Source organism: Aeromonas sp. 1805 (genome assembly GCF_013085525.1).
GTDB classification, from domain to species: domain Bacteria; phylum Pseudomonadota; class Gammaproteobacteria; order Enterobacterales; family Aeromonadaceae; genus Aeromonas; species Aeromonas hydrophila.
Map to the genome: position 1 here is coordinate 747,790 of NZ_CP038515.1, position 23,380 is coordinate 771,169.

At 65.0% G+C, this 23,380-nt stretch carries 23 protein-coding genes; 10 read left to right on the forward strand and 13 right to left on the reverse strand.

Annotated features, from left to right (window positions below):
- Window positions 1-109 precede the first annotated feature (109 nt).
- From E5E96_RS03415 to E5E96_RS03435, 5 genes are all read right to left on the reverse strand, one after another.
- Complete coding sequence (locus E5E96_RS03415) at window positions 110-1,216, reverse strand: 1-acyl-sn-glycerol-3-phosphate acyltransferase (RefSeq protein ID WP_011707330.1); 1,107 nt, start codon at window positions 1,214-1,216, stop codon at window positions 110-112.
- Window positions 1,217-1,376: 160 nt separating this feature from the next.
- Complete coding sequence (gene cueO, locus E5E96_RS03420; RefSeq protein ID WP_171281561.1) at window positions 1,377-3,026, reverse strand: multicopper oxidase CueO; 1,650 nt, start codon at window positions 3,024-3,026, stop codon at window positions 1,377-1,379.
- A 125-nt stretch (window positions 3,027-3,151) separates the two neighbouring features.
- On the reverse strand, window positions 3,152-3,844 hold the full coding sequence (locus tag E5E96_RS03425; protein ID WP_171281562.1) for an aspartate/glutamate racemase family protein: 693 nt from the start codon (window positions 3,842-3,844) through the stop codon (window positions 3,152-3,154).
- Between the two features lie 157 nt (window positions 3,845-4,001).
- The gene (locus E5E96_RS03430) at window positions 4,002-4,592 is read right to left on the reverse strand and encodes a LysE family translocator (protein ID WP_017411093.1); all 591 of its coding nucleotides are present in this window, start codon (window positions 4,590-4,592) and stop codon (window positions 4,002-4,004) included.
- A gap of 124 nt (window positions 4,593-4,716) precedes the next feature.
- A complete protein-coding gene (locus E5E96_RS03435) occupies window positions 4,717-5,313 on the reverse strand; it encodes a LysE family translocator (RefSeq protein WP_016351932.1) in 597 nt (198 codons plus the stop codon).
- 117 nt (window positions 5,314-5,430) lie between these two features.
- Here E5E96_RS03435 and E5E96_RS03440 point away from each other — a divergent pair, with 117 nt between their 5' ends.
- The 5 genes from E5E96_RS03440 to E5E96_RS03460 all read left to right on the forward strand — a co-directional run bounded on the left by E5E96_RS03440 (window position 5,431) and on the right by E5E96_RS03460 (window position 11,884).
- Window positions 5,431-6,807, forward strand: a complete 1,377-nt coding sequence (locus E5E96_RS03440) for a PLP-dependent aminotransferase family protein (protein ID WP_171281563.1) — start codon at window positions 5,431-5,433, stop codon at window positions 6,805-6,807.
- Between the two features lie 42 nt (window positions 6,808-6,849).
- The gene (locus tag E5E96_RS03445; protein WP_171281564.1) at window positions 6,850-7,314 is read left to right on the forward strand and encodes a hypothetical protein; all 465 of its coding nucleotides are present in this window, start codon (window positions 6,850-6,852) and stop codon (window positions 7,312-7,314) included.
- 93 nt (window positions 7,315-7,407) lie between these two features.
- Window positions 7,408-9,453 carry a hypothetical protein gene (locus E5E96_RS03450; RefSeq protein ID WP_171281565.1) on the forward strand — a complete coding sequence of 682 codons (2,046 nt, stop codon included), beginning with the start codon at window positions 7,408-7,410 and terminating at the stop codon, window positions 9,451-9,453.
- Window positions 9,423-10,148, forward strand: a complete 726-nt coding sequence (locus E5E96_RS03455) for a DUF3142 domain-containing protein (protein WP_171281566.1) — start codon at window positions 9,423-9,425, stop codon at window positions 10,146-10,148. Before E5E96_RS03450 ends, E5E96_RS03455 begins: the two co-directional genes overlap by 31 nt.
- Window positions 10,149-10,258: 110 nt before the next feature.
- A complete protein-coding gene (locus tag E5E96_RS03460) occupies window positions 10,259-11,884 on the forward strand; it encodes a hypothetical protein (protein ID WP_045789026.1) in 1,626 nt (541 codons plus the stop codon).
- A 21-nt stretch (window positions 11,885-11,905) separates the two neighbouring features.
- On the opposite strand, the gene E5E96_RS03465 is transcribed toward E5E96_RS03460, so the two are convergent.
- Window positions 11,906-13,219 carry a sodium-dependent transporter gene (locus tag E5E96_RS03465; protein ID WP_029304843.1) on the reverse strand — a complete coding sequence of 438 codons (1,314 nt, stop codon included), beginning with the start codon at window positions 13,217-13,219 and terminating at the stop codon, window positions 11,906-11,908.
- Between the two features lie 451 nt (window positions 13,220-13,670).
- Here E5E96_RS03465 and E5E96_RS03470 point away from each other — a divergent pair, with 451 nt between their 5' ends.
- Window positions 13,671-14,387 (forward strand): ABC transporter substrate-binding protein, encoded by a 717-nt coding sequence (locus tag E5E96_RS03470; RefSeq protein ID WP_171281567.1) that lies wholly within the window; start codon window positions 13,671-13,673, stop codon window positions 14,385-14,387.
- Here the strand turns inward: E5E96_RS03470 and E5E96_RS03475 are convergent, their stop codons facing one another.
- Window positions 14,388-15,701, reverse strand: coding sequence for a sodium-dependent transporter (locus tag E5E96_RS03475; RefSeq protein WP_102987980.1), 1,314 nt, complete (start codon window positions 15,699-15,701; stop codon window positions 14,388-14,390).
- 214 nt (window positions 15,702-15,915) lie between these two features.
- Window positions 15,916-16,755 (reverse strand): isopenicillin N synthase family oxygenase, encoded by an 840-nt coding sequence (locus E5E96_RS03480; protein WP_139393409.1) that lies wholly within the window; start codon window positions 16,753-16,755, stop codon window positions 15,916-15,918.
- Between the two features lie 208 nt (window positions 16,756-16,963).
- Here E5E96_RS03480 and E5E96_RS03485 point away from each other — a divergent pair, with 208 nt between their 5' ends.
- Window positions 16,964-17,527, forward strand: a complete 564-nt coding sequence (locus tag E5E96_RS03485) for a DUF2799 domain-containing protein (RefSeq protein WP_011707344.1) — start codon at window positions 16,964-16,966, stop codon at window positions 17,525-17,527.
- A 50-nt stretch (window positions 17,528-17,577) separates the two neighbouring features.
- On the opposite strand, the gene E5E96_RS03490 is transcribed toward E5E96_RS03485, so the two are convergent.
- Both E5E96_RS03490 and E5E96_RS03495 read right to left on the reverse strand, forming a co-directional pair.
- On the reverse strand, window positions 17,578-18,399 hold the full coding sequence (locus E5E96_RS03490; RefSeq protein ID WP_171281568.1) for a Cof-type HAD-IIB family hydrolase: 822 nt from the start codon (window positions 18,397-18,399) through the stop codon (window positions 17,578-17,580).
- A gap of 302 nt (window positions 18,400-18,701) precedes the next feature.
- Entirely contained in the window at window positions 18,702-19,943 is a 1,242-nt protein-coding gene (locus E5E96_RS03495) for an MFS transporter (protein ID WP_171281569.1), read from the reverse strand.
- A gap of 166 nt (window positions 19,944-20,109) precedes the next feature.
- Here E5E96_RS03495 and E5E96_RS03500 point away from each other — a divergent pair, with 166 nt between their 5' ends.
- A complete protein-coding gene (locus E5E96_RS03500; RefSeq protein ID WP_171281570.1) occupies window positions 20,110-20,730 on the forward strand; it encodes a metalloregulator ArsR/SmtB family transcription factor in 621 nt (206 codons plus the stop codon).
- Between the two features lie 308 nt (window positions 20,731-21,038).
- Window positions 21,039-21,515 (forward strand): Lrp/AsnC family transcriptional regulator, encoded by a 477-nt coding sequence (locus E5E96_RS03505; protein WP_005304871.1) that lies wholly within the window; start codon window positions 21,039-21,041, stop codon window positions 21,513-21,515.
- Window positions 21,516-21,604: 89 nt separating this feature from the next.
- Here the strand turns inward: E5E96_RS03505 and E5E96_RS03510 are convergent, their stop codons facing one another.
- The 3 genes from E5E96_RS03510 to E5E96_RS03520 all read right to left on the reverse strand — a co-directional run bounded on the left by E5E96_RS03510 (window position 21,605) and on the right by E5E96_RS03520 (window position 22,756).
- Window positions 21,605-21,922 carry a hypothetical protein gene (locus E5E96_RS03510; protein ID WP_005304873.1) on the reverse strand — a complete coding sequence of 106 codons (318 nt, stop codon included), beginning with the start codon at window positions 21,920-21,922 and terminating at the stop codon, window positions 21,605-21,607.
- A gap of 145 nt (window positions 21,923-22,067) precedes the next feature.
- Entirely contained in the window at window positions 22,068-22,295 is a 228-nt protein-coding gene (locus E5E96_RS03515) for a hypothetical protein (RefSeq protein WP_171281571.1), read from the reverse strand.
- A 35-nt stretch (window positions 22,296-22,330) separates the two neighbouring features.
- Window positions 22,331-22,756 (reverse strand): MarR family winged helix-turn-helix transcriptional regulator, encoded by a 426-nt coding sequence (locus tag E5E96_RS03520; protein ID WP_016351946.1) that lies wholly within the window; start codon window positions 22,754-22,756, stop codon window positions 22,331-22,333.
- Window positions 22,757-22,898: 142 nt separating this feature from the next.
- Here E5E96_RS03520 and E5E96_RS03525 point away from each other — a divergent pair, with 142 nt between their 5' ends.
- Window positions 22,899-23,345: an organic hydroperoxide resistance protein gene (locus E5E96_RS03525; protein WP_171281572.1), complete on the forward strand. Its 447-nt coding sequence runs from the start codon at window positions 22,899-22,901 to the stop codon at window positions 23,343-23,345.
- Window positions 23,346-23,380 lie beyond the last annotated feature (35 nt).

Here is a 23,380-nt window from a genome sequence, read left to right on the forward strand (position 1 = left end):
GCTGAAACAATATTATTCACTACTCCAGCACCGTCGACTTTGACCAGACGCAAAAACGGGAGCATCTGCTCCCGTTTTTTTCGCATCACCTGGTGATAACTGGTGCCATTCAAGCCTTGCCGGCGTTCTCCACCGGCTTGGCGTACATGGCGCGCCAGATGGCCTTGTGCTCTTCCGGCACCTCCGACTGACGGCTCAGAAAGGCAGCCTGCTCGATGGTGTTGGCCTTGCCGGACACATCTGCAGCCAGGTAGTTGCCCGGGAAGAGGCGGTAGTTGCCCCAGATCGCCTTGTCGATCAGCGCGGCCAGTTCATCCGGATCGCTGAAGCCCTCGGTGATGGGGGCGCCGAAGGAGACGTGTACCCGCCCCTTCTGGCCGACGATACCGGCGACGATGCTCTCGATGTCCTCGAACTCGCCCTTCTCGTAGCTGCCGTTGACCGACTTCTCGTACAGCTCGCGCGCCTTGGCCTTGTCGGTGGGATCCAGCTCGTAGCTGATGCTGACCGGCACGATATTGAGGCTGCGCATGTAGTCGACGAACTCGATCTTCTGCTTCTTGCCGTCCACGTAGAACATCTTGAGGATGGCCGGATCTGTCTTGTCATCGCCGTTCTTGGCGCGCCCTTCCTTCTGGGCGATCCAGATGGAGTGGCCTTCGTGCACCGACTGACCGATGTAGGCCGACAGCTCGCCGAGCGCCTTCATCATCTCCCGCGGCCCCTTGGCGGAGCGCTTGACGATGAAGCTCTTGTTGAGCTTCATCAACTCGGTGGCGCAGGGTTTGCGCAGCAGGTTATCGCCGATGGCAATGCGCACGGTATCGAACCCATGGGTGTGCAGCCCCCAGTTGACGAACGCCGGATCCATGGCGATGTCCCTGTGGTTGGAGACGAACAGGTAGCCCTGCTCCTTCTTCAGATGCTCGAGCCCGGAGAAGGTCACCCCCTGGGTGGAGGTGGCGATCATCCGGCTCATGTAGCGGGTCACCCCCATCTGCACCTGATGGATGGTGGTCACCTTGGACCACTTGTAGCGCAGGAACTGGCGGATCAGCGGGCGGATGGCCCAGCCCAGCCAGCTCATCAGGGAGCCGAAACGATACTTGGCGATGGCGCCGACAAATTCATCATCCCGGATCAGCCGTTCGATGGCTGCCGGCACTTCCTCATCGCGGTAGGGGCGAATGTCCGCGAATCTATCTACTTCAGTCACAGTGTCAGCCTTGCAGGTAAGGAGTCGCGGCCAGCGCGCGCTGGCCGGAAAATTCAGGGCGCAATTTTACACGCTTTTATGCCGAGGGGTATGTGGCGTGCGTAGATAGTGAGATCTGACCAGTGAAATGAACAAATGGCCCCGTTCGGGTCATTCTTTTTTACTCTTCCACCGTGAACGAGAGCATCATGCCGGTATCCTCGTGCTCCAGCAGATGGCAGTGGGCCATGTAGGCCCGCTCCCTGGGCGCCGTGTGATCGAAGCGCACCAGCACCTCGCTGCGCCCGCCCTCCACCTTGACGATGTCCTTCCAGCCGGCGCGATGGGGGGCCACCGGCTGACCGTTCTCGCTCAGGATCCGGAAGCGGGTGCCATGGATATGGAAGGGGTGCAGCATCATGTCCCCCTCCCCCGAGATGACCCAGCGCTCGGTGCGGCCGCGCTTGACCGCAAACTGCGGGTCGTTCATGGCGAAGGGCTGGCCGTTGATGCGGTTGCCGCCGTGCAGATCCAGCGGCTTGGCACTGCCCTTGTCCTCCTGCATCCCCGCCATGGTGTCGTGCTGCATCTCGCCCGCTGGCATGGCCATGGCGCCATGATCCATCCCCGCCATCCCGTCGCCCTGCCCGTCCATCTTCATCCCGGCCATGGCGCCCGTATCGCCGTGGGCCATGCTCATGCCCGCCATGGCGCCATGGCCGTAGCGGCTCATCAGCGCCTGCATCCCCTGCCGATCCAGCTCGGGATCCATCGACAGGGTCAGGGTGCGGCTCGGCAAGCCTTGAGTGGCGGGCAGCGCCGGCAGCCGGGCCAGGCTGTCCGGCAAGCGTCCCTTGCCCTCGATGAGGGAGGGCCGGATCCGCAGCAACGGCAGAGCCGCATCGAACGGCGCCAGAGTCATCCCCATCTGGCGTACCGGCAGGGTGAGCAGGTCGAACGCCTTGCCGTTGCGGGCATCCACCATCACCTCGAAGCGCTCCCCCGGCAGCAGCGCCAGCTCGCTCAGCGCCACCGGCTCCGCCAGCAGGCCGCCATCGCTGCCAATCACATACAAGGGGCGGCCGTCACTGGCCGCTAACTTGAGAGAGCGGGCATTGCAGCCGTTGAGCAGCCGCAAGCGCAGCCAGCCACGGGGAGCGTCGTGGGTCGGATAGAGGGCGCCGTTGGTCAGCATCAGATCGCCGAACCAGCCGACCGCGGCGCTCATCACGTCCAGCTGGTAATCCACCTGATCCCGCCCATCGAGCCGCTTGTCCTGCAGCACCAGCGGGATGTCGTCCACCCCCCAGCGCTGGGGCAGCGGCAGCCGCAGGCTCTCCTCGTCGTCGAGGATGAAGAGTCCGGCCAGCCCCATGGCCACCTGATGGCCGGTCTGTCCATGGGTGTGGGGGTGATACCAGCAGGTGGCCGCCGGCTGCTCGATGCGAAACGCCGCCTGCCACTCTTTGCCGGCAGGGATGCTGGCCTGCGGGCCGCCATCGGCAGTGCCGGGCACCTCCAGCCCGTGCCAGTGCACCGTGGTGGTCTCCGCCAGCTGGTTGGCGACCCGGACTCGCACCGCCTGCCCCTGGCGGGCACGCAGAGTGGGGCCGAGCAGGTTACCGTTGTAACCCCAGCTATGGGTCGGCTGGCGTCGCCACTGCATCTGGCCCGGCTGGGCCCTGAGCTGGAACACGCCGCTGGCATCCGCCTCCAGCAACGCAGGAATCGGCAGGGCTGGGCGCTCGGCGGCAACCGTCCGGCCCCACCAGGGCAGGGCGCCAGCGATACCGACGGCGGTGGAGAACTTGAGAAAATCGCGACGCTGCATGAGTCGTACCTCGTTGGCCAAAGCGGACCTTCAGCCTAAGCAGCAACCCTGCGGCAAGGTCAAGCCCTGCCGAGCCGGCGGCCGGACAATTTCTGGCTTATCCGCTTGCCAGCAGGCCCCTGTCGTCAAGCCAGCGCCAGAGTGACTGCCGCCTCGGCGTGAATGGCGGTGGTGTCGTAGAGCGGCACCGCGGCCTCGGCCTCCCCCACCAGCAGGGCTATCTCGGTACAGCCGAGGATCACCGCCTGGGCACCCGCGTCGGCCAGCGCGCTGATAATGGCCAGATACTCGGCCCGCGATGCCTCGCGAATGTCGCCAAGGCACAGCTCGTCATAGATGATGCGGTGCACCCGCTCCCGCTGCGCCGCATCAGGCACCAGCACCTCCAGCCCGAACTTCTCCTGCAAGCGCCCCTTGTAGAAATCCTGCTCCATGGTGAAGCGGGTGCCGAGCAGGCCGACCCTTTGGATCCCGTCCGCTTGCAGCTGACGCGCGGTTGCATCGGCGATATGAAGCAGCGGAATGTCGATGGCAGCCTCGATCTCGGGCGCTACCTTGTGCATGGTGTTGGTGCCGATCAGCAGAAAGTCGGCGCCGCCGGCCTGGATGGCCCGCGCCTCGGCCGCCAGCAGACGGGCGGTGGCGGGCCAGTCCCCGATGTGCTGCAACCGCTCTATCTCGGCAAAGTCGACGCTGCTCAGCAGCACCCGCGCCGAGTGCAGGCCGCCGAGCCGCTCACGCATGCCCCGGTTGAGCGCCTGATAGTAGCTGACGGTGGATTCCCAGCTCATGCCACCCAGCAGACCGATACATTTCATGGGACCTCCTTGTGTAAAACGATCATGCAAACCGAGTGTGTGAATCGATCGTGCAAACCGAGCAGAGGGCGACGCGCGTCATCGCACCGCCCCGTGAATAAAAAAGGCCCCGCAGGGCCAACAAGACAGCCGGTAAAGGCCCGGGCGCAGGCCCAGACTAAATCCAGATCATCAGCACGCAGGCCGCCGTGGCGACCCCCATGCCGAGATTGAAACGACGCCAGCCTCTGGCGGTGCGAATGAGGCGGCGCACCTGGGCACCGAACAGCACCCAGAAGGCCCCGGTATAGAGGCCGGTCACGAAGAAGATGCCGAGTACCCAGATGGCGGAGGGCCAGTAGGCCTCTCCCGCCAGGGTGAAGCCGCTGATGGCGGAGAGCGCCATCATCCACGCCTTGGGGTTGAGCAGCTGCAGCATGGCCCCCTGATGGGCCGGGATCAGCGGCCGGTTGCCCTCGGCCGGGCCGCTGGCGGTCGCCACCTTCCAGGCCAGCCAGAGCAGGTAGGCCGAACCGATGAGCTTGAGCCCGTCGTGCAGCAGCGGCAGCTGCTCGAACATCACCCCCAGCCCCAGCGCCGTGGCCAGGATCATCAGGTTGATCCCCCCCACCACGCCCACCAGCAGGGGCACGCTGCGGCGAAAGCCCTGGGCCGCACCGGCGCTGGTGAGCAGCATATTGTTGGGGCCCGGCGTGCCGCAGGTGATGAGGGCAAAGCCCGCCAGGGGAAGCAACCAGTTCAGATCCATCTCAACCTCTTGATGATGCAGGGCGCCGACTCGGCGACAAGCCTTCTAATATGCAGAGCCGGTGCCCGTCAGACAAGGCCGCAGATGCACTTTCTTCGCATCTTTATGCGGCCTCTGGCAGCACTCAGTACCAGAGCATCACCACGCAGAGCGCGGTCAGCGCCCCCAGGCTGCCGTTGAGCCGGCGCCAGCCTCTGTCAGAGTTGATCCAGCGGCTGAGCTGATGACCGAACAGCACCCAGGCAAAGCAGACTGGCAATCCGGCCATGGGGAAGACCGCCATGATGCCCCACAGACTCGGCCAGTAAGCACTGCCCGGCAGACTGAACAGACTGATGGCGGAGATCCCCATCATCCAGGCCTTGGGGTTGAGGAACTGAAAGCCCAGCCCCTCCAGCAGGGTCAGCGGGCGCGAACGTCGCTCCGGATCGCCGGGGGCGCCGGCCACCGCGATGCGCCATGCCAGCCACAGCAGATAGAGGCTGCCCAGCACCTGCAGGCTCAGCTTGAGCAGCGGCCAACGCTCGAACAGGGGGTAGAGCCCCAGCGCCAGCACCAGTTGCAGGACGGGTTGTCCCACCACGACACCGATCAGATGAGGCAGGGTGCGACGCACCCCGAAGTTGGCGCCGGAGGCGGTCAGCATGAGGTTGTTGGGGCCCGGCGTGCCGCAGGTGAGCAACGCAAAGCCAAACAGGGTGGCATACCATTCGATCGTCATCTTTGTACTCCTGAACTGCGCACATTGTATCGATGCAATGTGCCACTTTTGGTTGTTATTGGGTTCAAATTCACGCTATATTGCCGATACATTTCGATCAATGGATTTATTGTCACCATGACAATCTGGACCCCGGACCTCACCCCCTTCGCCGGCCCCCTCTACCTCAAACTGGTGAAAGCCATCGAGCAGGCCATTCAGGACGGCTCCCTGCCGCCCGAGACCCGGCTGCCCACCCACAGGGCGCTGGCGGACAAGCTGGGGGTCACCGTCGGCACCGTCACCCGCGCCTATGGCGAGGCGGAGCGGCGCGGGCTGCTGGCCGCCCGGGTGGGGCACGGCACCTGGGTCAAGGGGGAGCATGAGGATCCGGCCAACGCCTGGGTGATCCGCAAGGAGGAGGGGCATCGCATCGAGTTGTGGCAGAACCTGCCGGTGCAGCTGGATCGGGCCGCCATCATCCGCCCCATGCTGGCGGAAGTGGCGGACGGGGATCTCAACGCTCTGCTCGGTTATGACAAGGAGGCGGGCCAGCCGAGCCAGCGCCAGCTCTTCATCGACTGGCTGGCCGAGCAGGGGGTGGCGGGCAGCGAGGAGTATCTGCTGTTCAGCCACGGCGCCCAGCACGGCATCATGCTCTCCCTGCTGGCCACCGGCTGCGTGGGGGAGACCCTGTTCTGCGAAGGGCTCAGCTACCCCGGCATGCTGGGCAACGCCCGTCAGCTGAAGAATCAGGTGGTGGGGCTGGCGATGGACGCAGAGGGGCTGCTGCCAGATGCGCTGGAGGCGGCCTGCCGTACCCGCCGCGCCAAGCTGCTATACCTCACCCCCACCCTGCAAAATCCCACCACCGCCACCATGAGCCTGGCGCGGCGCGAGGCCATCGTCGCCATCGCCCGTCGCCACGACCTGCTGATCATCGAGGATGACGTCAACGGCCTGCTGCCCCAGCAACCGGTGACGCCGCTGGTCAACCTGGCACCGGAGCGGGTCATCTATCTGGGCAGCCTGGCCAAGATCGCTTGTGGCGGCCTGCGGGTCGGCTTCGTGCTGACCCCGCCGGCCCTGCGCGGCGCCTTCGCCCAGGCGATGCGGCTGTCGAGCTGGATGGTGAGCCCGCTGCTCATCGAGCTGGCCTGCAAGCTGGTGAGCCAGCGCCAGATCATGCCTCTCGTAGAGCAGCAGCGGCAGATCCTGGCACGTCGCGGCGAGCTGCTGCGCCACCTGCTGCCGGGGGCCTGCTGGCAGGCGGGCTCCATGCACGCCTGGCTGCCGCTGCCGGAACCCTGGCGCAGCCAGGAGTTTGCCGAGGCCGCCAACGCCCTTGACGTCGGCGTGGCGAGCGGGGAACACTTCGCCGCCGGCCAGTTTGCCGCGCCGCAAGGCGTGCGGCTGAGCCTGAGCCAGCCGGCCACCGACGCCCGCGTCGCCGAGGGGCTGGAGCGGCTCGCCAGCCTGCTGCGCGCCGCGCCGCCCACCAATACCCTGCTATAGTCAGCCCCGGCCCTGCCCATCCGTGCGCTCAAAGGAGAGCCCATGCCCCCGATTCGCGCCCCCTTGTTGCTCCTCACCCTGCTGCTGGGGGGCTGCGCCGCGCCCGGCCATCAGCAGCTGGGGGCCGCGCTGAGCGGACTGGAGGGAGAGTTGCAACGGCTGGAGGAGGAGCTGGCGGCCATGAACGGCCTGCACTACCAGAAGGCGATCGATGCCCCCCTCAGCCTGCGCCGCCGGCTGAGCGCCCCCGTCCCCACCGCGGAAGGGCTGCTGCCCAGCCGCAGCACGCTGACAGACGGCCCCCTGCTGCGCTACGACTACCGGCTGCCGGCCGGCATGGCCAGCCTGCCCCTCGCCGAGCCCTGTCTGCGCTACGAATTCGAGCTGCGCCACCTGGGCCGCCTCGGCCAGCTCGCCCTGCACTGGCAGGGGGCGGCGGGCTCGGGGGAGCAACTGATCCAGCAGCGCGACTGCCCCTTTTCGGCCAAAGGGCCCGGTCTGCAATAGGCCCGCCGCCGGCCGACCTGCCCCTATGGTCAGTTGAAAGGGGCGAAGCCATCTTGTAGCGTGCCAGCATCCCGACTCCTGCTGGAAGCGCCCATGAAACTGACTCCCCTGTGGCTGGCCCTGTGCAGCCTGCCCGCCCTGGCCTGCGGCCCGGATGGCTGCGAGACGCCGCTCACCCTGCAACTGACCGCCGCCCAGTGCCATCTGAACGGGCTGCCGTTCCTCTCCCCCGACAACGACACCCGCACCAACCTGGCGCTGCTGCTGGCCGATGAGCAGGCTTTCTCGCTGCCCAAGGCGCCGCTGCCGCTGCCCTTCGCCATCGAGGATCTGCTCAACCCGACCCAGGCCGAGCCGGCCCCCGCCGGACCGGATCCCCTGCTGGCGCTGGCCGCCGGTCTCGGCATCGAGCAGAGCACCACCCAGGCCGCCCTGGAGCGGGCCGCCGGCTGGAGCGAGGGGCGCTGCATCAGCAACAATCCGGTCGCGGCCGAAGCCTTCCTGCAGGCGCTGGTCGACACCCCGGCGCTGGGTGCCGACGAGCGCAGCCAGCTGGCCCGCCAGCGGCTGGCCATGCTGGGCCAGTGTGCCCAGCAGGCCGAAACGACGCCGGAGGACAAGGCCGCACCGCTGTCGGCCGCCGGCCAGGGCTTTGCCGACTATCTGGCCGCCAGCCAACGCTTCTATCAGGGGGAGTTCGCCCAGGCCGATGCGCTGTTTGCCGCCCTCGCCGGGCAGGATCAGCCCTGGCTGAAAGAGACGGCGGATTACATGCGGATCCGGGTCGCCCTCAACCAGTCCCAGCAAAGCGCCTTCGATGACTGGGGCACCCTGGATCGCAACCAGATTGACCAGGCCGCCGTGCAGCGCGCCGAGCAGTTCATTGCCGACTATCGCGGCCGCTACCCAGAGGGGCGCTATCTCGACTCCGCCAACGGGCTGCTGCGCCGGCTCGCCTGGTTCAAGGGGGACGAGGCGGCGCTGGCCGGCCTGTTCCAGCAGGCGAGCCGCCAGCCGGGCAACCCGGAGCTGCTCAACGAAATAGACCTCAAGCTGCTGATGCAGCCCGGCTTCACCGGCTCAGCCGCCATGCCGCAGCTGACCCTGGTGCAGGATCTGCGCCGGCTGCGGCTGCACGAGAGCTGGGACGAGTGGCAACCGCTGCAAAGCGGCGAGCTGGCGCAGCAGAACGCTCAGTTTGCCAGCAACCCGGTCTGGCTCGCCTATTTGCAGCAGGCCGAGCGCTACTATCTGGCCAAGGATTATGCCGCCGTCATCGCCGCCGCACCCGCCCTCGGCAAGGGGCCACTCGACAACCTGGCCTTCAGCCAGCAAGTGCTCAAAGGCATGGCGCTGGCGGCCAGTCAGGCACTGCCCGAGGCGGAGCAGCAGTGGCGCGCCCTGCTCGCCAGCCAGCCCACCCCCTTGCAGGATCAGCTGCTGCAGCTGGCGCTGGCCATGACCCTGGAGCGGGCCGGCCGGCTGGAGCAGGTGTTCGCCAAGGAGAGCCCCATCCAGAGCGATCACTACCGCATTCCGCTGCTGGAGTACGTGGCACCGGCCCCGCTGCTGCGCCGCATGGTGCAGGATGAGCAGGCCTCCGACACCCTGCGCCAGCGTGCTGGCAACACCCTGCGCTACAAGCAGCTGACCCACGGCGACTACCGGGGCTTCCTGCAGGATCTGGCGCTGGCTCCGCTGGCCACCCCGTTCGACTGGCAAGGGAGCCAGGAGTATCAGTGCCCGGCGCTCACGGCGGTGGTCACCACCCTGGCGGACAACCCCAAATCGCCCAAGGCGCTCAACTGCCTCGGCGAGTTTTTCCTGAGCCAGGGGCTGGACTGGGATCCGCTCCTGCAGCGACCGGGGCCTGACACCCTGGCGGGCAGCCGGGATCTGTTTGCCGGCCAGCAACGCAGCCGACTCGACTGGTATCAACAGGTGATCGCCAACCCCAAGGCCGCCAAGGAGGAGAAGGCCTACGCCCTCTACCGCGCCATCAACTGCTACGCCCCGAGCGGCAACAACAGCTGCGGCAACCAGGAGATCCCCCTCAGCCAGCGCAAGGGCTGGTTCAACACCCTCAAACGCCAGTACGGAACGAGCCAGTGGGCCAAGCAGCTCAAATATTACTGGTGATGCTGGTGCTGCTGGGCGCCGAGGCCAGCGCCGCCGTCGAGGCGAGCCACTACCGCCAGTTCTGGCTGTGGGCCGGGGTCAGGCCCCAGCCGGTGCTGCAACAGGCCGAGCGGCTCTATCTGCATCAGGGGGAGATAGGCCCGCTCGATGCGCGCCAGCCCGTGCGTTTTCAGGGGCAAGGCATAGCGCCGAGCAAGCTGCCGGTAAAGGAGCTCTGGCTCGCCTACCGGGTGGAACGACTCGACTGGGATGAGGCCCTGCTCAAGAGCCTGACCAACCAGCTGGCGGCCTGGCAGCGCAAAGGCAATGGGGTGCGCGGCGTCCAGATCGATTTTGACGCCCGCACCCACCGGCTGGCGGATTATGGCGACTTCCTGCGCCAGCTCCGTCGCCAGCTGCCCGCCGACTGCGCCATCAGCATCACCGGCCTGCTGGACTGGACCCGCACCGGCGACGTCGCCACCCTCAACGCCCTTGCCGGCGTGGTCGACGAGCTGGTGGTACAGACCTATCGCGGCCGCCGCACCGAGCCGGGCTACGCCCGCTACCTGCAGGCGCTGACGCGGCTGACCCTGCCCTTCAAGGTGGGGCTGGTGCAGGGAGGCGAGTGGGATCAAACTTGGGAAAGCAGGCTGGCCGACTCGGCGGCCTATCGCGGCGCTGTGGTGTTTCTCATCAACCCGCCAGGTGCCTGACGCCGGGGAGGAATTGACCGCCCCCAGGCTGGCGTCGAGTGTGGTAGCTCTTTGACTCCGGCAACATGCCATACTTGTCCGTATCCTGAACCAGCCAAGGAGCGCCAAGGATGCAGATCCTCCTGATCGAAGATGATGCCATGCTCAGCACGGCCCTCTCCCGAGGGCTGAATGAGCAGGGGATCACCCCCGCCCAGCTGACCCACTGCAAGGAGCTGGCGACCCTGCCCACCCTGCTGCGCCAGCAGTCGTTCGATGTGGTCATCTGCCGCCAGTACCACCATCAGGCCCGTGAGGGGGTGCGCTTGCTGCAGGAGGCCCACTATCTGGGTCTGCTCGAGCCGGGCTGCGTGCTGCTGTTGCTGGACGAGGATCACGATCAGCTGCAGTTCCCCCCTTCCGACCTCTACTTTCCGCTGCTGCTGCCCATGCCGTTCACCGCCGATCAGCTCACCGCCAGCCTGCGCGAACTGGTGCAGCTGACCGGGCTGACCCGCACCCTGCCCGCCCCGATGAAGCTCAGGGAGTGGCAGGTCAGCTGCGCCCTGTGCGAGGACCTGCTCTATCAACAGCAGAAATACCGGGAGCTGGGGCCGCTGCTGGACAGGATCAAGGGCTACATGCTGCTGCAGCAGCAGGATCACTTTCACGCCGCCCAGCACTACGCGGTCTGCACCACGGAGCACGACGCCTGGTGGCCGCGCAAGGGGTTGATCCATGCCCTGCTGGGGCTGAACAAGCTGGAGAGTGCGCGCAAGGATCTGGCCCGCAACCGGGAACGGCTGCCTGCCCCCCTGCAACTGGAGCTGGCGCTGGCCTGTCTGCTGCACGAGCGGCAGTGGGAAGGGGCCTGGGACGTGCTCACCCTGCTGTTGCAAAAGCAGGCCTGGCAACCGGAGTGGCGCCAGGCGGCCATTCTGCTGGCGCTGCTGCTCAAGGACGAGGGCAAGGCGCTGGAGCAGGCCAACGCCCTCAGCCTGCGTTTCTTCGGCGATCACAAGTTCCGGGTGTCCATCGATAACTTCATCCTCAATGCCAGCCTGGCGGTGCTCTGGCACTACCCGAGCGCCGCCCGGATCAGTGCCTTGCAGCAGGAGTATCGCTACCTCAGCCAGGCGGTGACCCTGCGAGCCCACGAGGAGGCCCTGCTCAAGGCGCTGATGCTGAGCCTGGACTACCGCTTCGACGAGGCCCTGTTGCTGCTCGCCAAGCACCCGCCGGAGAGCGCCCGGGATCACCACCTCAACCAGCTGCTCGGCTTTGCCGTCAGCCAGTTTTGCGGCCTGCCCCACCACGCCCAGCGCTACCTGAGCCAGCTCAGCCAGTATCAGGCCAGGGTCGCTCCGGCCCCGCTGGTACAGCAGCTGTTCAAGCAGGTCATCGGCGATTTCATGAAACAGCTGGAGCGGCGCGAGCTGCGGCTGACCTACCTGCGCCAGGAGCGGCAGCGGGCCAGCGCGGCGGGCCAGCACCAGCTGGCCGTGCAGTATGCGCTGACCCTGCAGGAGGAGTTCCCCGCCCTGCCCGGCGATGCCTGGCAACTGCTGGAGTTGCTGCAACTGTGCTGGCCGGCCGGCATGGCCGCCCCCAGGGTGGCCCTGCTGGTGGATCGGCTGGAACGGCGCCTCAACCACAGCGCCTCCTTCATGGAGCACCACGCCGAGGAGTACCACAAGACCCTGCTGCAGATCCGCTCCCACCTCAATCCCCGTCTACCCACCACGCCCCCCAACTAGGCCCGGTCAGCCGGGCCGCGGTTACAGCAGCCCGCGCACCAGGATGCCGGCGATCAGTAGCGGCGCCACCAGCCGCCAGCACCAGAGCAGGCAGCCGCGCAGCAGCGGCGACAGGCCATCAGGCAGCACGGATTCACCCAGTCGCCAGCCCAGCAGCAGGGTCAGCACCAGACCGAACAGCGGCATCATCAGGTTGGAGGTGAGATAGTCCAGCAGATCGAAAATGGTCTTGCCGAACAGGGTCAGCTCGCTCCAGGGGCCGAACGACAGGCTGACCGGAATCCCGGAGGCCATGATCAGCAGGGTCAGCACCCGGCAGGCGCCACGCCGCGACCAGCCCCACTCCTCGGTGGTGAAGCGCACCAGGTGCTCCAGCATGGAGATGGAGGAGGAGAGTGCCGCCACCAAGAGCAGCAGGAAGAACACCACCGCCAGCCCCTGGCCGAACGGCAGATGGTTGAACACCGCCGGCATGGTCATGAAGGTGAGCCCTGGCCCGGCAGTGGGATCGATGCCGGTGGAGGCGAGCACCGGGAAGATCATCAACCCCGCCAGCACCGAGATGAGGCTCGCTAGGGTCACAACCCAGACGCCGGAGCGCAGCACGCCCTCGCTGCTGGGCAGATAGGCGCCATAAGTGGTGTGCACGCCAAGACCGATGGAGAGGGAGAAGAAGGCCAGCCCCAGCGCGTCCAGCACGCCCTGGCCGGTCAGCATGGAGAAGTCCGGCAGCAGGAACTGGCGCACCCCGGCCATGGCGCCCGGCATGGAGAGGCCAGTCACCACCAGCAGCATCATCATCACGAACAGGGCCGGCATCATCCAGCGCAGCGCCCGCTCCACCCCCTTCTGCAGGCCTCCCTGCACGAACCACCAGGTGAGCCCGGCAAACACCAGATGGGTCAGCACCGGCCACCAGGGGTGGCTGACATAGCCGTTGAACAAGGCGGTCAGCGCCGTGCCCTCGCTCAGGTTGAGCTGCCCGCTCACCGCCAGCGCCGCGTAACCCACGGTCCAGCCGCCCACCACGCTGTAGAAGCTGTAGATGAAGAAGCCGCACAGGATCCCCATGTACCCCATCCAACGCCAGTTCGGCCCCACCAGCTTGTGGAAGGCACCGAGCACCCCGCGCTGGCTGCGGCTGCCAAGCAGGGTCTCACCCACCAGCACGGCCACCCCCAGGGTGAAGCTGAACAGCAGAAACATCAGCAGGAAGGCACCGCCGCCGTTGGTAGCCGTCACATAGGGAAATTTCCAGATGGCGCCAAGGCCGATCGCCGAACCGGCGGCTGCCAGCACATGACCGATACGGGAAGACCACTGAACCTGGCTCATACAACCTCCGGGCAAGACAACATTCGATACTCCATGGGTAACCGCACGATGCGGGGCAACAAAAAAGGCCGCCTGGTGGCGACCTTTGCAATGAACATTCAGACAAGCTGCGCGTGCAAGGTCACCTCTCTTGCGAGCTAAAAAATCGACCGAACAGGGCAACGCGACGTGACATGAATAATCTGATCTGAATGCTGAAAAGGGATCACAGCCTAAACCATGGAAAGAAAAATTGACACAACATGACCAAACTTTTTTTCATGTGGTCAAAAAAATCTTGTTTTCACCCGGCCGGCGCCAAAAATCAGCGCCGTAGCCTCCCCACCCACAGCCTTGAACGATAATAGTCTTAGCTTGAGCGGGTTCGGCGCAACCGGATGGGACCGACCTGCCCTGCCACTCCCTTGCGCAACATGGATGTACCGACGTGACGCACCTGACCGGATACTGGATGAAATGGCTGCTGCCCTGGCTACTGTTGCCCGGACTGGCGCAGGCCACGCAACCCCCGCTGACCCTGCTCAGCCACGAGCTGCCCCCCTTTACCCATACCAGCGACGGCAAGCTCGGCGGGCTGGCGGTGCAACTGGTGCAGGAGGCCCAGCAGGAGATGGGGGTCGACTACCCCATCAAGATCTACCCCCTCAAGCGGGCGCTGGCGCTGACTCGGGTCGAGCCCGGCTTCGCCCTGTTCGTCATTCTGCGCACGCCCCAGCGGGAGCCCCAGTTCAAGTGGGTAGGGCCGCTGTTTCTGAACCGGGTGGTGATCTACCAGACCAGGGGCAGCCAGCCGCTGACCGATCTGGCCCAGCTGCGCCAGCTGGCGCGGGTCGGCGTGCTGCTCGGCAATGCCGATGACGAGCTGCTCACCCGCGAGGGCTACACCAACCTGGTGCGCTGCCAGACCATCGAAGATGCCATCGAACGACTGATGCTCGGCAAGATAGACGCCTTCCCCATGGGGGAGCAGATCATGCCGGCCATCCTGGCCAAGATGAAGTTCTCCCCCCGCAGCGTGGTGAACTCCGGGCTGCTGCTGCAGGAGAACTGGCTCTACATCGTCTTCTCGAAGAGCGAGGATGACGCCGTGATCGCCCGCTGGCAGGCGGCCATCGACAAGGTCAGAGACCGTCACCAGCAGCCGCAGCAGCCCATCCGCCAACCCTGATTACACCAGCCCGCGCACCAGGATGCCGCCGATCAGCAGCGGTGCCAGCCAGCGCCAGCAACCCATCACCAGAGTACGCCAGTGCAGCGCCAGCCCGGTGGGCAAGGCCTGGCGACCCAGTTTCCAACCCAGCAGCAGGGTGAGCGCCAAGCCGAACATGGGCATCATCAGGTTGGAGGTGACGAAATCGAGCAGCTCGAAGATGTTCTTGCCAAACAGGGTCACCTGCGCCCAGGGCCCGAACGACAGGCTGACCGGAATGCCGCCCGCCATCACCAGCGCGGTGATGAGGCCGCAAGCGGCCCGCCGTGACCAGCCCAGGCTCTCGCTGACGAAGCACTGCAGGTGTTCCAGCAGCGAGATGGCCGATGACAGCGCCGCCACCACCAGCAAGGCGAAGAACACCACCGCCAGCCCCTGGCCGAACGGCAACTGCTGGAACACCGCCGGCATGGTCATGAAGGTGAGACCCGGGCCGGAGGCGGGATCGATGCCGGTCGCCGCCAACACCGGGAAGATCATCAAGCCCGCCAGCACGGCGATGAGGCTTGCCAGCAGCACCACCCAGAGGCTGGAGCGGCCGACCCCGTCACTGGAGGGCAGGTAGGCGCCATAGGTGGTGTGAATGCCAAGGCCGATGGAGAGGGAGAAGAACGCCAGCCCCATGGCGTCGAGCACGCCGGACATGCCGAGCTTGCTGAAATCCGGCATCAGGAAGTGGCGCACCCCGGCCATGGCGTTGGGCAGGGTCAGGCCGAAAGCCACCAGCATCAGGATCATGATGAACAGGGCCGGCATCATCCAGCGCAGGGTGCGCTCCACGCCCTTCTGCACGCCTCCCTGCACGAACCACCAAGTGAGCCCGGCAAACAGCAGGTGGGTCAGCACCGGCCAGAGCGGATCCCCCACATAGTCGTTGAAACGGGCGGTGAGGGCCGCGCCGTCACCGTGCTGCAGACTGCCCGCCAGCGCCATGCCGGTGTAGCCCAGGGTCCAGCCGCCCACCACGCTGTAGAAGCTGTAGATGAGCAGGCTGCTGAGCAGCCCCATGGCGCCGACCCAGCGCCAGCGCTTGCCCATCAGTGCACCGAAGGCCCCCACCACCCCGCGCCGGCTCAGGCTGCCGAGCAAGGTCTCCCCCATCAGCACCGCCACCCCCAGAGTGAAGCTGAACAGCAGAAACACCAGCAGGAAGGCGCCACCGCCGTTGGCGGCCGTCACATAGGGGAACTTCCAGATAGCGCCGAGACCGACTGCGGAACCGGCGGCGGCCAGGATATAACCGAGCCGGGATGACCATTGGGACTGCTTCATAAGAACTCCAACCGTGGGGCCCGCCACAAGGGGCCCAGAATGACGCTCAGAGTACGGGGGGGACTGCGCAATCACAACGCCGCTTATCTGGATAAAACGCGCATTATTGGCATCATTAACTAATTAAATTATATTTAACGCGCAATCCTGCCAAAAAATAAAAACCGGAGCAATTTTGCTCCGGTTTTACAGGGTGGTGAGCCTGGCCCGGGGACTAGATCACCCCCAGCTCCCGCAGTCGTTCCATCAGGTAGCTGTGGGCGGTGTGACGCTCGGAGAGCACCACGTCCGGGCGCGGGTGAAGGAACAGCGGCAGGGAGATGCGCGACTTGCTGGCGCTGCCACCGGTCGGGTTGATGACGCGGTGGGTGGTGGAGGGGTAGTAGCCGTGGGAGGCCTCCTGCAGCATGTCACCGATGTTGATGATGAGGGTGCCAAAATCGCACGGCACGTCCATCCACTCGCCATCGGAACCCTTCACCTGCAGGCCCGGCTCGTTGGCGGCGGGCAGTATTGTCAGCAGGTTGATGTCTTCATGGGCGGCGGCGCGGATGGCACCCGGCTCCTCGGTGCCGTCGAACGGCGGGTAGTGCAGCACCCGCAGCAGGGTCTTCTGGCTCTCTTCAATCATGGAGGAGAGCGGGCAGCTGTAGTGGGCGGCGATGTCGCTCGGGGTGTACTGCTCGACCCAGCCCAGCAGCTCGGCCGCCAGGTTGTTGGCGAGCCGGTAGTACTCCATCGCCTGCTCTTTCAGCTCGGCCGGCATCTGGCCCCAGGGGTAGAGGTGGAAGTACTCCTTGATGTCCTTCTGGCTGTGGCCCTTGGCCACCTCGGACACCGACGGCGGGAAGTAGCCGTCCTGGGTCTCGCGATTGAACAGGAAATCCTGCTTCTGCTCGCTCATGAAGAAGCGGTACCAGTTGTCATAGATGGACTGCACCAGCTCTTTCGGGATGGGGTGATGGGTCAGTACCCCGAAGCCGGTGGTCCGCAGGGATTCGGTGAAGCGCTGCGCCGCATCGGGCGAGCGGTAATCGACGGTCAGGACTTTCATTGTTTTTGTTACGCGCCAGTTAAAAGATGGCGCAGTTTACCCCGTGACCGGCAACAAGGAAAGGGTGCGGGTCGCCACGCCGCCAGCCCGCGCAAATAGTGACAAACCGCTCAGAATACGGCGCCGGCCAGCACCGTTTTTCATCCCTTGTCCTGCCCCGGCATCCTCTCTAGAATGCCCCCATCATCCCTCTCGGAGCCCGTCGTCCATGTCCCCCAAGATCCTGTTGCTGACCCTGCCTTTCCTGCTCGCCGGTTGCAGCTCGCTGTCGGAAGAAGAGTGCCGCACCATGAGCTGGTACAACCTGGGTTATCAGGACGGCGAGCAGGGCAAGACCCGGGCCGCCACCCGCGACTACGTCTCGACCTGCGGCGAATACGGCCTCAAGGTGGACGAGGCGGAGTGGAAACGGGGTTATGCCAAGGGGCTGGAGCTCTACTGTATTCCGGAGCTCGCCTACAGCAAGGGCAAGTCCGGCGCCGAGTATCAGGGCGTCTGTCCCAACGATGCCAGCTTCCTGACCCAGTACGATCGCGGCCGCCAGGAGTACCTGGTGGAGAAACAGCTCAGCGACCTCAAGAGCGACATGGAGCGGACCGAGCGCGACATCGAGACGCTGGAGCGCCAGATCCGCAACGAGAACGACAGCAAGCAGCGCGACTACTACCGTGCCCAGCGCGAGCGCGCCATCCGTCACTACGAGGGGCTGCGCCGTGACTACAACCGGATCCGCTTCCCGGATCGGGTGATCCAGTTCTCCTTCGGGAACTGACAAACAAAAAAGGGGCCGACATGGCCCCTTTCTGTTGCTGTTTCTGCCCCTCAGGCGGGCAGTACCCAGCGCTGCAGCGCCAGCGCGATGCCGTCTTCGTTGTGATCGGCGGTGACCCGATCCGCCAGCGCCTGGATCTGTGACGCCGCGTTGCCCATGGCCACCGCCAGCCCCACCTGCTCGAACATGCTGATGTCGTTGTTGTTGTCGCCAAACGCCACCACGTTCTCCATCGCGATCCCCTCGCTCGCCGCCCACTGGGCCAGCCGGTTGCCCTTGCTGCAGCCGGGTTGCACCAGCTCCACCGCATAGGGTGCCGCCCAGTCACGGGTGAAGGGCAACTGTTCGACCACCTCTGCCATGAAGTGATGGAGCAGGGCGGGATCCTGGTTGAACAGCTCCAGCTTCCAGACCGGCCGGCTGAGCCAGCTCGCCAGATCCTCCGCCGGCAGCAGGGAGATCTTGAGGTGATCCGGCTGGCTCGCCGACCAGTGGCGCATCCGGGTCACATGCTCCTCACAGCCGAGGTAGCCGATCCCCTCGTCGAGGTGGAACAGCGCCCCCATCTGGTGCGCCTGCACCTCCGCCAGCAGCCGGCTGAGGGGAGCCACCGCCAGCGGATCCCCGGCCAGGATCTTCTCCTGCACTGGATCATAGAGGTAGGCGCCGTTGCTGCAGATGATGGGGGTGTCGAGGGCCAGCTCGTGATGGAAAGGACGGGCCGTCATGAAGTGGCGCCCCGTCACCAGCAGCACCTTGATGCCGTGGGCCCGCGCCTGGGCCAGCGCGGCCCGGGTGGCGGACGAGATCTTGTGATCCCGGGTCAGCAGGGTACCGTCCATATCCAACGCAATGGCCTGAAAACGACTCATATCACCTCCAAAATGTCGAAACGGCTGGGGTGCCATACAGTCCCGCTTCCAGTGCAACGGCCTGAAAACGACTCATGTCACCGCCAACATGTCGAAACGAATGCGGCGCCATACCAACCCGCTTTCAACGTAATGGCCTGATAACGATCCATACCATCGCCAAAGGCTGAGTATCGCAAGGTGCATGATGGAGCAAGGGAGCACCGGGCGATCGGGCAAGCAAGGCAAAGAGCCATACCGTCCCAGAGTCGGCGCCACGATGCAAGCGCCGGTTGCCCCCTTCGCGTCGTTCTGTGATCCCGTCAGCCGGCTTCTACCTGGACGTCGAGCCGCTGCCGCCGATCCGCCGCCCGGCGCAGGCCATAGAAGCCGACGGCACAGAGCAGGCTGCACAGCGCCGCCAGATAGAAGGGCCACTCGGTGCCCGCCAGCAGCACCAGACTGCCGACCACCACCGCCAGGATCTCGCTGCCCACCGCCAGCCCGCGATAGAGCCCCATCGCCTGCCCCTGCTGCTCGGCATGGCTGCGGTTGGAGACCGCCACCGAGGTCGCCAGCTCTCCCAGGCTCATGCCGATACCGGTGGGAATAAAGGTGAGAGCCAGCCCCCACCAGTGGCCGGGCAGCACGAACATCAGCATGCCCGCCGCCATCACCAGATGGCCGACCACCCCCAGACTGCTGCCACGCCAATGACGAGCCAGACGTGAGCCCAGCCAGGATCCCAGGATCATGGGCACGCTCACCAGCACGGCGGCCTGTGCCAGCTGCACCGGATCCCAGGCCAGCCGCTCCACCAGCCAGACGTTGAAGTAGGTGAAGTAGAGCTGCACCGCGCCGTAGCTGAGCAGGGTCAGCACGAAGTAGGGCAGCAGCGCCGGTTGCAGCAGCAACTGGCGGGAAGAGAGGGCCGGTGCCGGCTGCTCACTGCGGGCCGCCGCCGGCCGATTGGGCAGCAGCCAGAGCACCAGCAGCAGATTGACCAGGGTCATGGCCACCGCCAGCCAGGCCGCCAGGCTGTAATCGCCGGACACCACGGCGGCATAGCCGCCGATCATGGGCCCCACCACCCAGCCCAGGTTCATGCCGATGTTGATCCAGGCGAAGCTGCGCGCCTTGGTTTTGGCAGTGCTCATGTCGGCCGCCATGGCCTGCACGATGGCGATGTCACCGTTGAAGAAGCCCTCCACCACCCGGCTCAGCAACAGCAGCGGCAAGGAACGCCAGGCGATCCCCAGCGCCATCAGGGCGTAGCCCACCAGCACGCCCACCAGACAGAGGGTCAGCACCGGCTTGCGGCCATGACGATCGGAGAGCTTGCCGAGCCAGGGGGCCCCTACCAGTTGAAACAGTGGATAGAGGCCCATGATGACCCCCAGCCACACCTTGCGGCTCCAGTCCGACGCTTCCGGCGTCAGCATGCCCTGGGCCGGATCCAGCAACAGCGGCGCCAGCACCGGAGACGGCAGACTGAAGCCCGCCACCGCCAGCGTCACCGTCATCACCAATACCCACAGGCTGGCCTGCCCCTTGATCCCTTCCATGTTCGCCCCGTTAAATAAAGTTATTGGTTTATTTATGTTGGCAATCAAACCAGATTAAGTAAAGCGAATTGTTGATTTAAAAAATCCCCCTCCCCATAATGCTCTTATCCATGCCAGAACCGCTGCCACGCAAGCGGCCGCACCTGCCGACGATGAGAGCCTTGCCATGAATGCCAGCACCGACAAGATACTGTTTCTGCTCAAGAGCCACGGGCCACAGAGCGCCGCCGAGCTGGGAGAGCAGTTGCAGATGACCTCCATGGGGGCTCGCCAGCACCTGATGACGCTGGAGGCGGACGGCTGGGTGAGCTTCAACGACGAGGCCCGCGGGCGCGGTCGACCGGTACGCTTGTGGCATCTGACCGAACAGGCCTGGCAACGCTTCCCCGACAGCCACAGCGAACTGACGCTGCAGCTTATCGACAACATCCAGCAGCTGTTTGGCGAGGTCGGCATGGAGCGGTTGATCGCCCAGCGGGAGCAACAGCAACTGGCCCGCTATCAGGCCGAGCTGACCCAGCCGGCGCTGGCCGACCGGCTGGCGGCACTGACGGCGCAGCGCACGCGAGAGGGCTATATGGCGGATTATCGCCAGGAAGAGGATGGCAGCTGGCTGCTGTGGGAGAGCCACTGCCCCATCTGCGCGGCGGCGCGGGCTTGCCGGGGTTTCTGTCGCAGCGAACTGGAGATGTTTCGCCACTTGCTGGCGCCGGCCGGGGTGGAGCGGGAGCAGTATCTGCTGGAGGGGGATCACCGCTGCCTCTATCGCATCAGGCCGCAGCCCTGATCCGCGAACGCCAAAAACAACAAAGCAGGCGCCGGGATGCCTGCTTTGTTGCCTTCGGGGAGGGGATGCTCTCGTTCCAGCCCGTCGTTGCCCGATAAGGTGAGACGGCTGATGGGGTTGTTGACCCGGTAAGGTCCTTCACCACAGAGACCGGGTTGGGTTTCTGTCTTGCCACCGGAAGATGTAACCATGGTATCCATGCCGGCCCGGTGAGTGGTTGCGAAGTAGCATGTATTTTCAGTTGTTTTTGCAATAGTTCACCCTTAATCTAGGAAAAGTGAATTAGTAATTGCAACGAGGAACGGAGAATGCTGAAACTTGATCGCATAGACAGGCATATTCTGGAGTTGATGCAGGAGAATGGCCGCATCAGCAACCTGGAGCTGGCCGAGCTGGTCGGGCTCTCCCCCTCCCCCTGCTCCCGCCGGGTCAAGGCGCTGGAGGATGCCGGTCTCATCGACACCCACGTCACCCTGCTCAACGCCCGCCAACTGGGGCTGACCCTCACCGCCTACATTCACATCTCCATGGACCGGCACACCCCGGAGCGGTTCGAAAATTTTGACCGCGCTATCAGTGAGCTGCCCGAAGTGCTCGAGTGTGACCTCATCACCGGCAACGACGCCGACTACCAGCTCAAGGTGGTGGTGCGGGACATGGAACACTACCAGCACTTCCTGCTGGACAAGCTGACCCACATCCCCGGAGTCACCGGGGTGCGCTCCAGCTTCGTGCTGCGCCGGATCAAGCACAAGACGGCGCTGCCGCTCAACCATCTGGGCTGACCACCGGCCCTGATCTGCGGGCCAGACTGGATAAAAGAAGAGGAGGCCACTGGCCTCCTCTTCTTTTATCTTCAGTCTGCGGCCTGTACTCAGACCGCTACCTGGCTGACATCCTGCACCTGCAACAGCCAGCCGGCCTGCTCCTGCTGGGGCTCGCCGCTGACCCGCAGCCGCTCGCCGGTCGGCACCCACTGCCCCTGGGGCAGGGAAACCAGCAGGCTCTCGCTGCCGTTGTCGAACAGCCAGCGATCTTCACCCAGCGACTCGATCAGATAACCTTCCATCTCCACTCTGGACTCGGCTTGCCAGGATGGCGCAACGGAATCACGGCTCTCGATGAAATCCCCCTGAACACCAAAACTGGCCAGCCCCCACAGAATGGAGAGCCCAACCAACGATGATTGCATCTCGTCTCTCCTCTTTTGGAACTGTAGGGCCAGTATGGGAAGAGAAAACTGAGCGCACCATGAACAAGATGGCAAAGTGCCGACGGGATCGCGAAAAAAACCGGCCAGCCGGCCGGTTGTGTCATTTTATGGCGCCTGGATCACACTATTTGGCGGCTTCCTCTGCCATCCGTGCGGCTCTTGGCTTATTCGTCCACATGGCAACACCGCGATGATCCGCGCAGCTCCCCTCCTCCACCACGGCCCGCACCCGGGTTCCGTCTTTGCAGATAGCCTGCCAGGCATCGGCATCGTCGATGGCCATCGAAGGGGCATGGGAGCCGGCACTGCAGGCGGTCAGCAACAGGGCAAACAGGGGCAACAGAAGTTTCATGGGGTGGATCCTCAGGCTGGATGGATGGGCTGCACTCAGCGCCCCAGCTGGGCCGAGATGCGATCGCAGAGCTGCTTGAGCTGGGCCAGTTCAGCATCGGCCAGATCCACCTGATTGCGCAAGTTGTCCGCCAGACAGCACTCCCTCACCTCCTGCTGCAGCTGACGCCCCGCCTCGGTCAGGCCGATGCACTTTTGCCGCTCATCCTCGCTGGAGACGGTGCGGGTCAACCAGCCCTTGCTCTCCAGCCGCTTGACGATGGGGGTCAGGGTGCCCGCATCCAGCCCGGTCTCCTGACCGATCTCCTTGAGGCTGACCTCGTCCCGCGCCCACAGCGATAGCATCACCAAATACTGAGTGTAGGTAAGATCCAGCTTGTCCAGCAGCGGCCGATAGGCCCGCATCACCGCGTTGGAGGCGCTGTAGAGGGCAAAACAGACCTGCTTTTTCAATTCACTCATGGGGCACCTCGCTGACGACTGGGGCCAGTATACCCCAGGAAAATCGGGGGTCGAATAATTTGCACACAAAATAGTTGTCAGCCTGCATTTTCGGGATTAGTCTGGATTTACTTTGCACACAAACAAAATCAGAGACCCCGACATGAAGACGCTCTATCGCACTCAAGCCATCGCCCAGGCCGGCCGCAACGGTGAGGTTCACACTCAGAACAACAGCCTGCAGCTGGCACTGGCCCTGCCCACCGCCCTCGGCGGCAATGGCAAGGGCAACAACCCGGAGCAGTTGCTGGCCGCCGGTTATGCCGCCTGCTTCTCCAATGCGCTGATCCACGTGGCCCACAAACTGGATGCGCCCCTATCCAGTGCACCCGTCACCGCCGGAGTCGAGTTGCTGGCGCTGGACGATGGCCGCTTCAACTTCGCCATCACGCTGGACGTAGTGCTCGCCACGACCCAACCTGAACAGGCGGCGCAGGCCGAGCAGATAGTGCGGCTGGCCCACCAGACCTGCCCCTTCTCCAACGCCATGCGGGGCAATGTGGTCACCCGGCTGCGGCTCAACGGCGCCCCGCTGGATGAAACAGCGTGAACCCGTTCAGCCTCAACCCCTTGGAAATAGCCATG

Excerpts from the sequence above, each read along its gene's own strand:
- cueO (WP_171281561.1), bottom strand. The coding sequence starts at position 3,026 with ATGCAGCGTCGCGATTTTCTCAAGTTCTCCACCGCCGTCGGTATCGCT.
- E5E96_RS03425 (WP_171281562.1), bottom strand. The coding sequence starts at position 3,844 with ATGAAATGTATCGGTCTGCTGGGTGGCATGAGCTGGGAATCCACCGTC.
- E5E96_RS03430 (WP_017411093.1), bottom strand. The coding sequence starts at position 4,592 with ATGGATCTGAACTGGTTGCTTCCCCTGGCGGGCTTTGCCCTCATCACC.
- E5E96_RS03435 (WP_016351932.1), bottom strand. The coding sequence starts at position 5,313 with ATGACGATCGAATGGTATGCCACCCTGTTTGGCTTTGCGTTGCTCACC.
- E5E96_RS03440 (WP_171281563.1), top strand. The coding sequence starts at position 5,431 with ATGACAATCTGGACCCCGGACCTCACCCCCTTCGCCGGCCCCCTCTAC.
- E5E96_RS03445 (WP_171281564.1), top strand. The coding sequence starts at position 6,850 with ATGCCCCCGATTCGCGCCCCCTTGTTGCTCCTCACCCTGCTGCTGGGG.
- E5E96_RS03450 (WP_171281565.1), top strand. The coding sequence starts at position 7,408 with ATGAAACTGACTCCCCTGTGGCTGGCCCTGTGCAGCCTGCCCGCCCTG.
- E5E96_RS03460 (WP_045789026.1), top strand. The coding sequence starts at position 10,259 with ATGCAGATCCTCCTGATCGAAGATGATGCCATGCTCAGCACGGCCCTC.
- E5E96_RS03465 (WP_029304843.1), bottom strand. The coding sequence starts at position 13,219 with ATGAGCCAGGTTCAGTGGTCTTCCCGTATCGGTCATGTGCTGGCAGCC.
- E5E96_RS03470 (WP_171281567.1), top strand. The coding sequence starts at position 13,671 with ATGAAATGGCTGCTGCCCTGGCTACTGTTGCCCGGACTGGCGCAGGCC.
- E5E96_RS03475 (WP_102987980.1), bottom strand. The coding sequence starts at position 15,701 with ATGAAGCAGTCCCAATGGTCATCCCGGCTCGGTTATATCCTGGCCGCC.
- E5E96_RS03480 (WP_139393409.1), bottom strand. The coding sequence starts at position 16,755 with ATGAAAGTCCTGACCGTCGATTACCGCTCGCCCGATGCGGCGCAGCGC.
- E5E96_RS03485 (WP_011707344.1), top strand. The coding sequence starts at position 16,964 with ATGTCCCCCAAGATCCTGTTGCTGACCCTGCCTTTCCTGCTCGCCGGT.
- E5E96_RS03490 (WP_171281568.1), bottom strand. The coding sequence starts at position 18,399 with ATGAGTCGTTTTCAGGCCATTGCGTTGGATATGGACGGTACCCTGCTG.
- E5E96_RS03495 (WP_171281569.1), bottom strand. The coding sequence starts at position 19,943 with ATGGAAGGGATCAAGGGGCAGGCCAGCCTGTGGGTATTGGTGATGACG.
- E5E96_RS03500 (WP_171281570.1), top strand. The coding sequence starts at position 20,110 with ATGAATGCCAGCACCGACAAGATACTGTTTCTGCTCAAGAGCCACGGG.
- E5E96_RS03505 (WP_005304871.1), top strand. The coding sequence starts at position 21,039 with ATGCTGAAACTTGATCGCATAGACAGGCATATTCTGGAGTTGATGCAG.
- E5E96_RS03510 (WP_005304873.1), bottom strand. The coding sequence starts at position 21,922 with ATGCAATCATCGTTGGTTGGGCTCTCCATTCTGTGGGGGCTGGCCAGT.
- E5E96_RS03515 (WP_171281571.1), bottom strand. The coding sequence starts at position 22,295 with ATGAAACTTCTGTTGCCCCTGTTTGCCCTGTTGCTGACCGCCTGCAGT.
- E5E96_RS03520 (WP_016351946.1), bottom strand. The coding sequence starts at position 22,756 with ATGAGTGAATTGAAAAAGCAGGTCTGTTTTGCCCTCTACAGCGCCTCC.
- E5E96_RS03525 (WP_171281572.1), top strand. The coding sequence starts at position 22,899 with ATGAAGACGCTCTATCGCACTCAAGCCATCGCCCAGGCCGGCCGCAAC.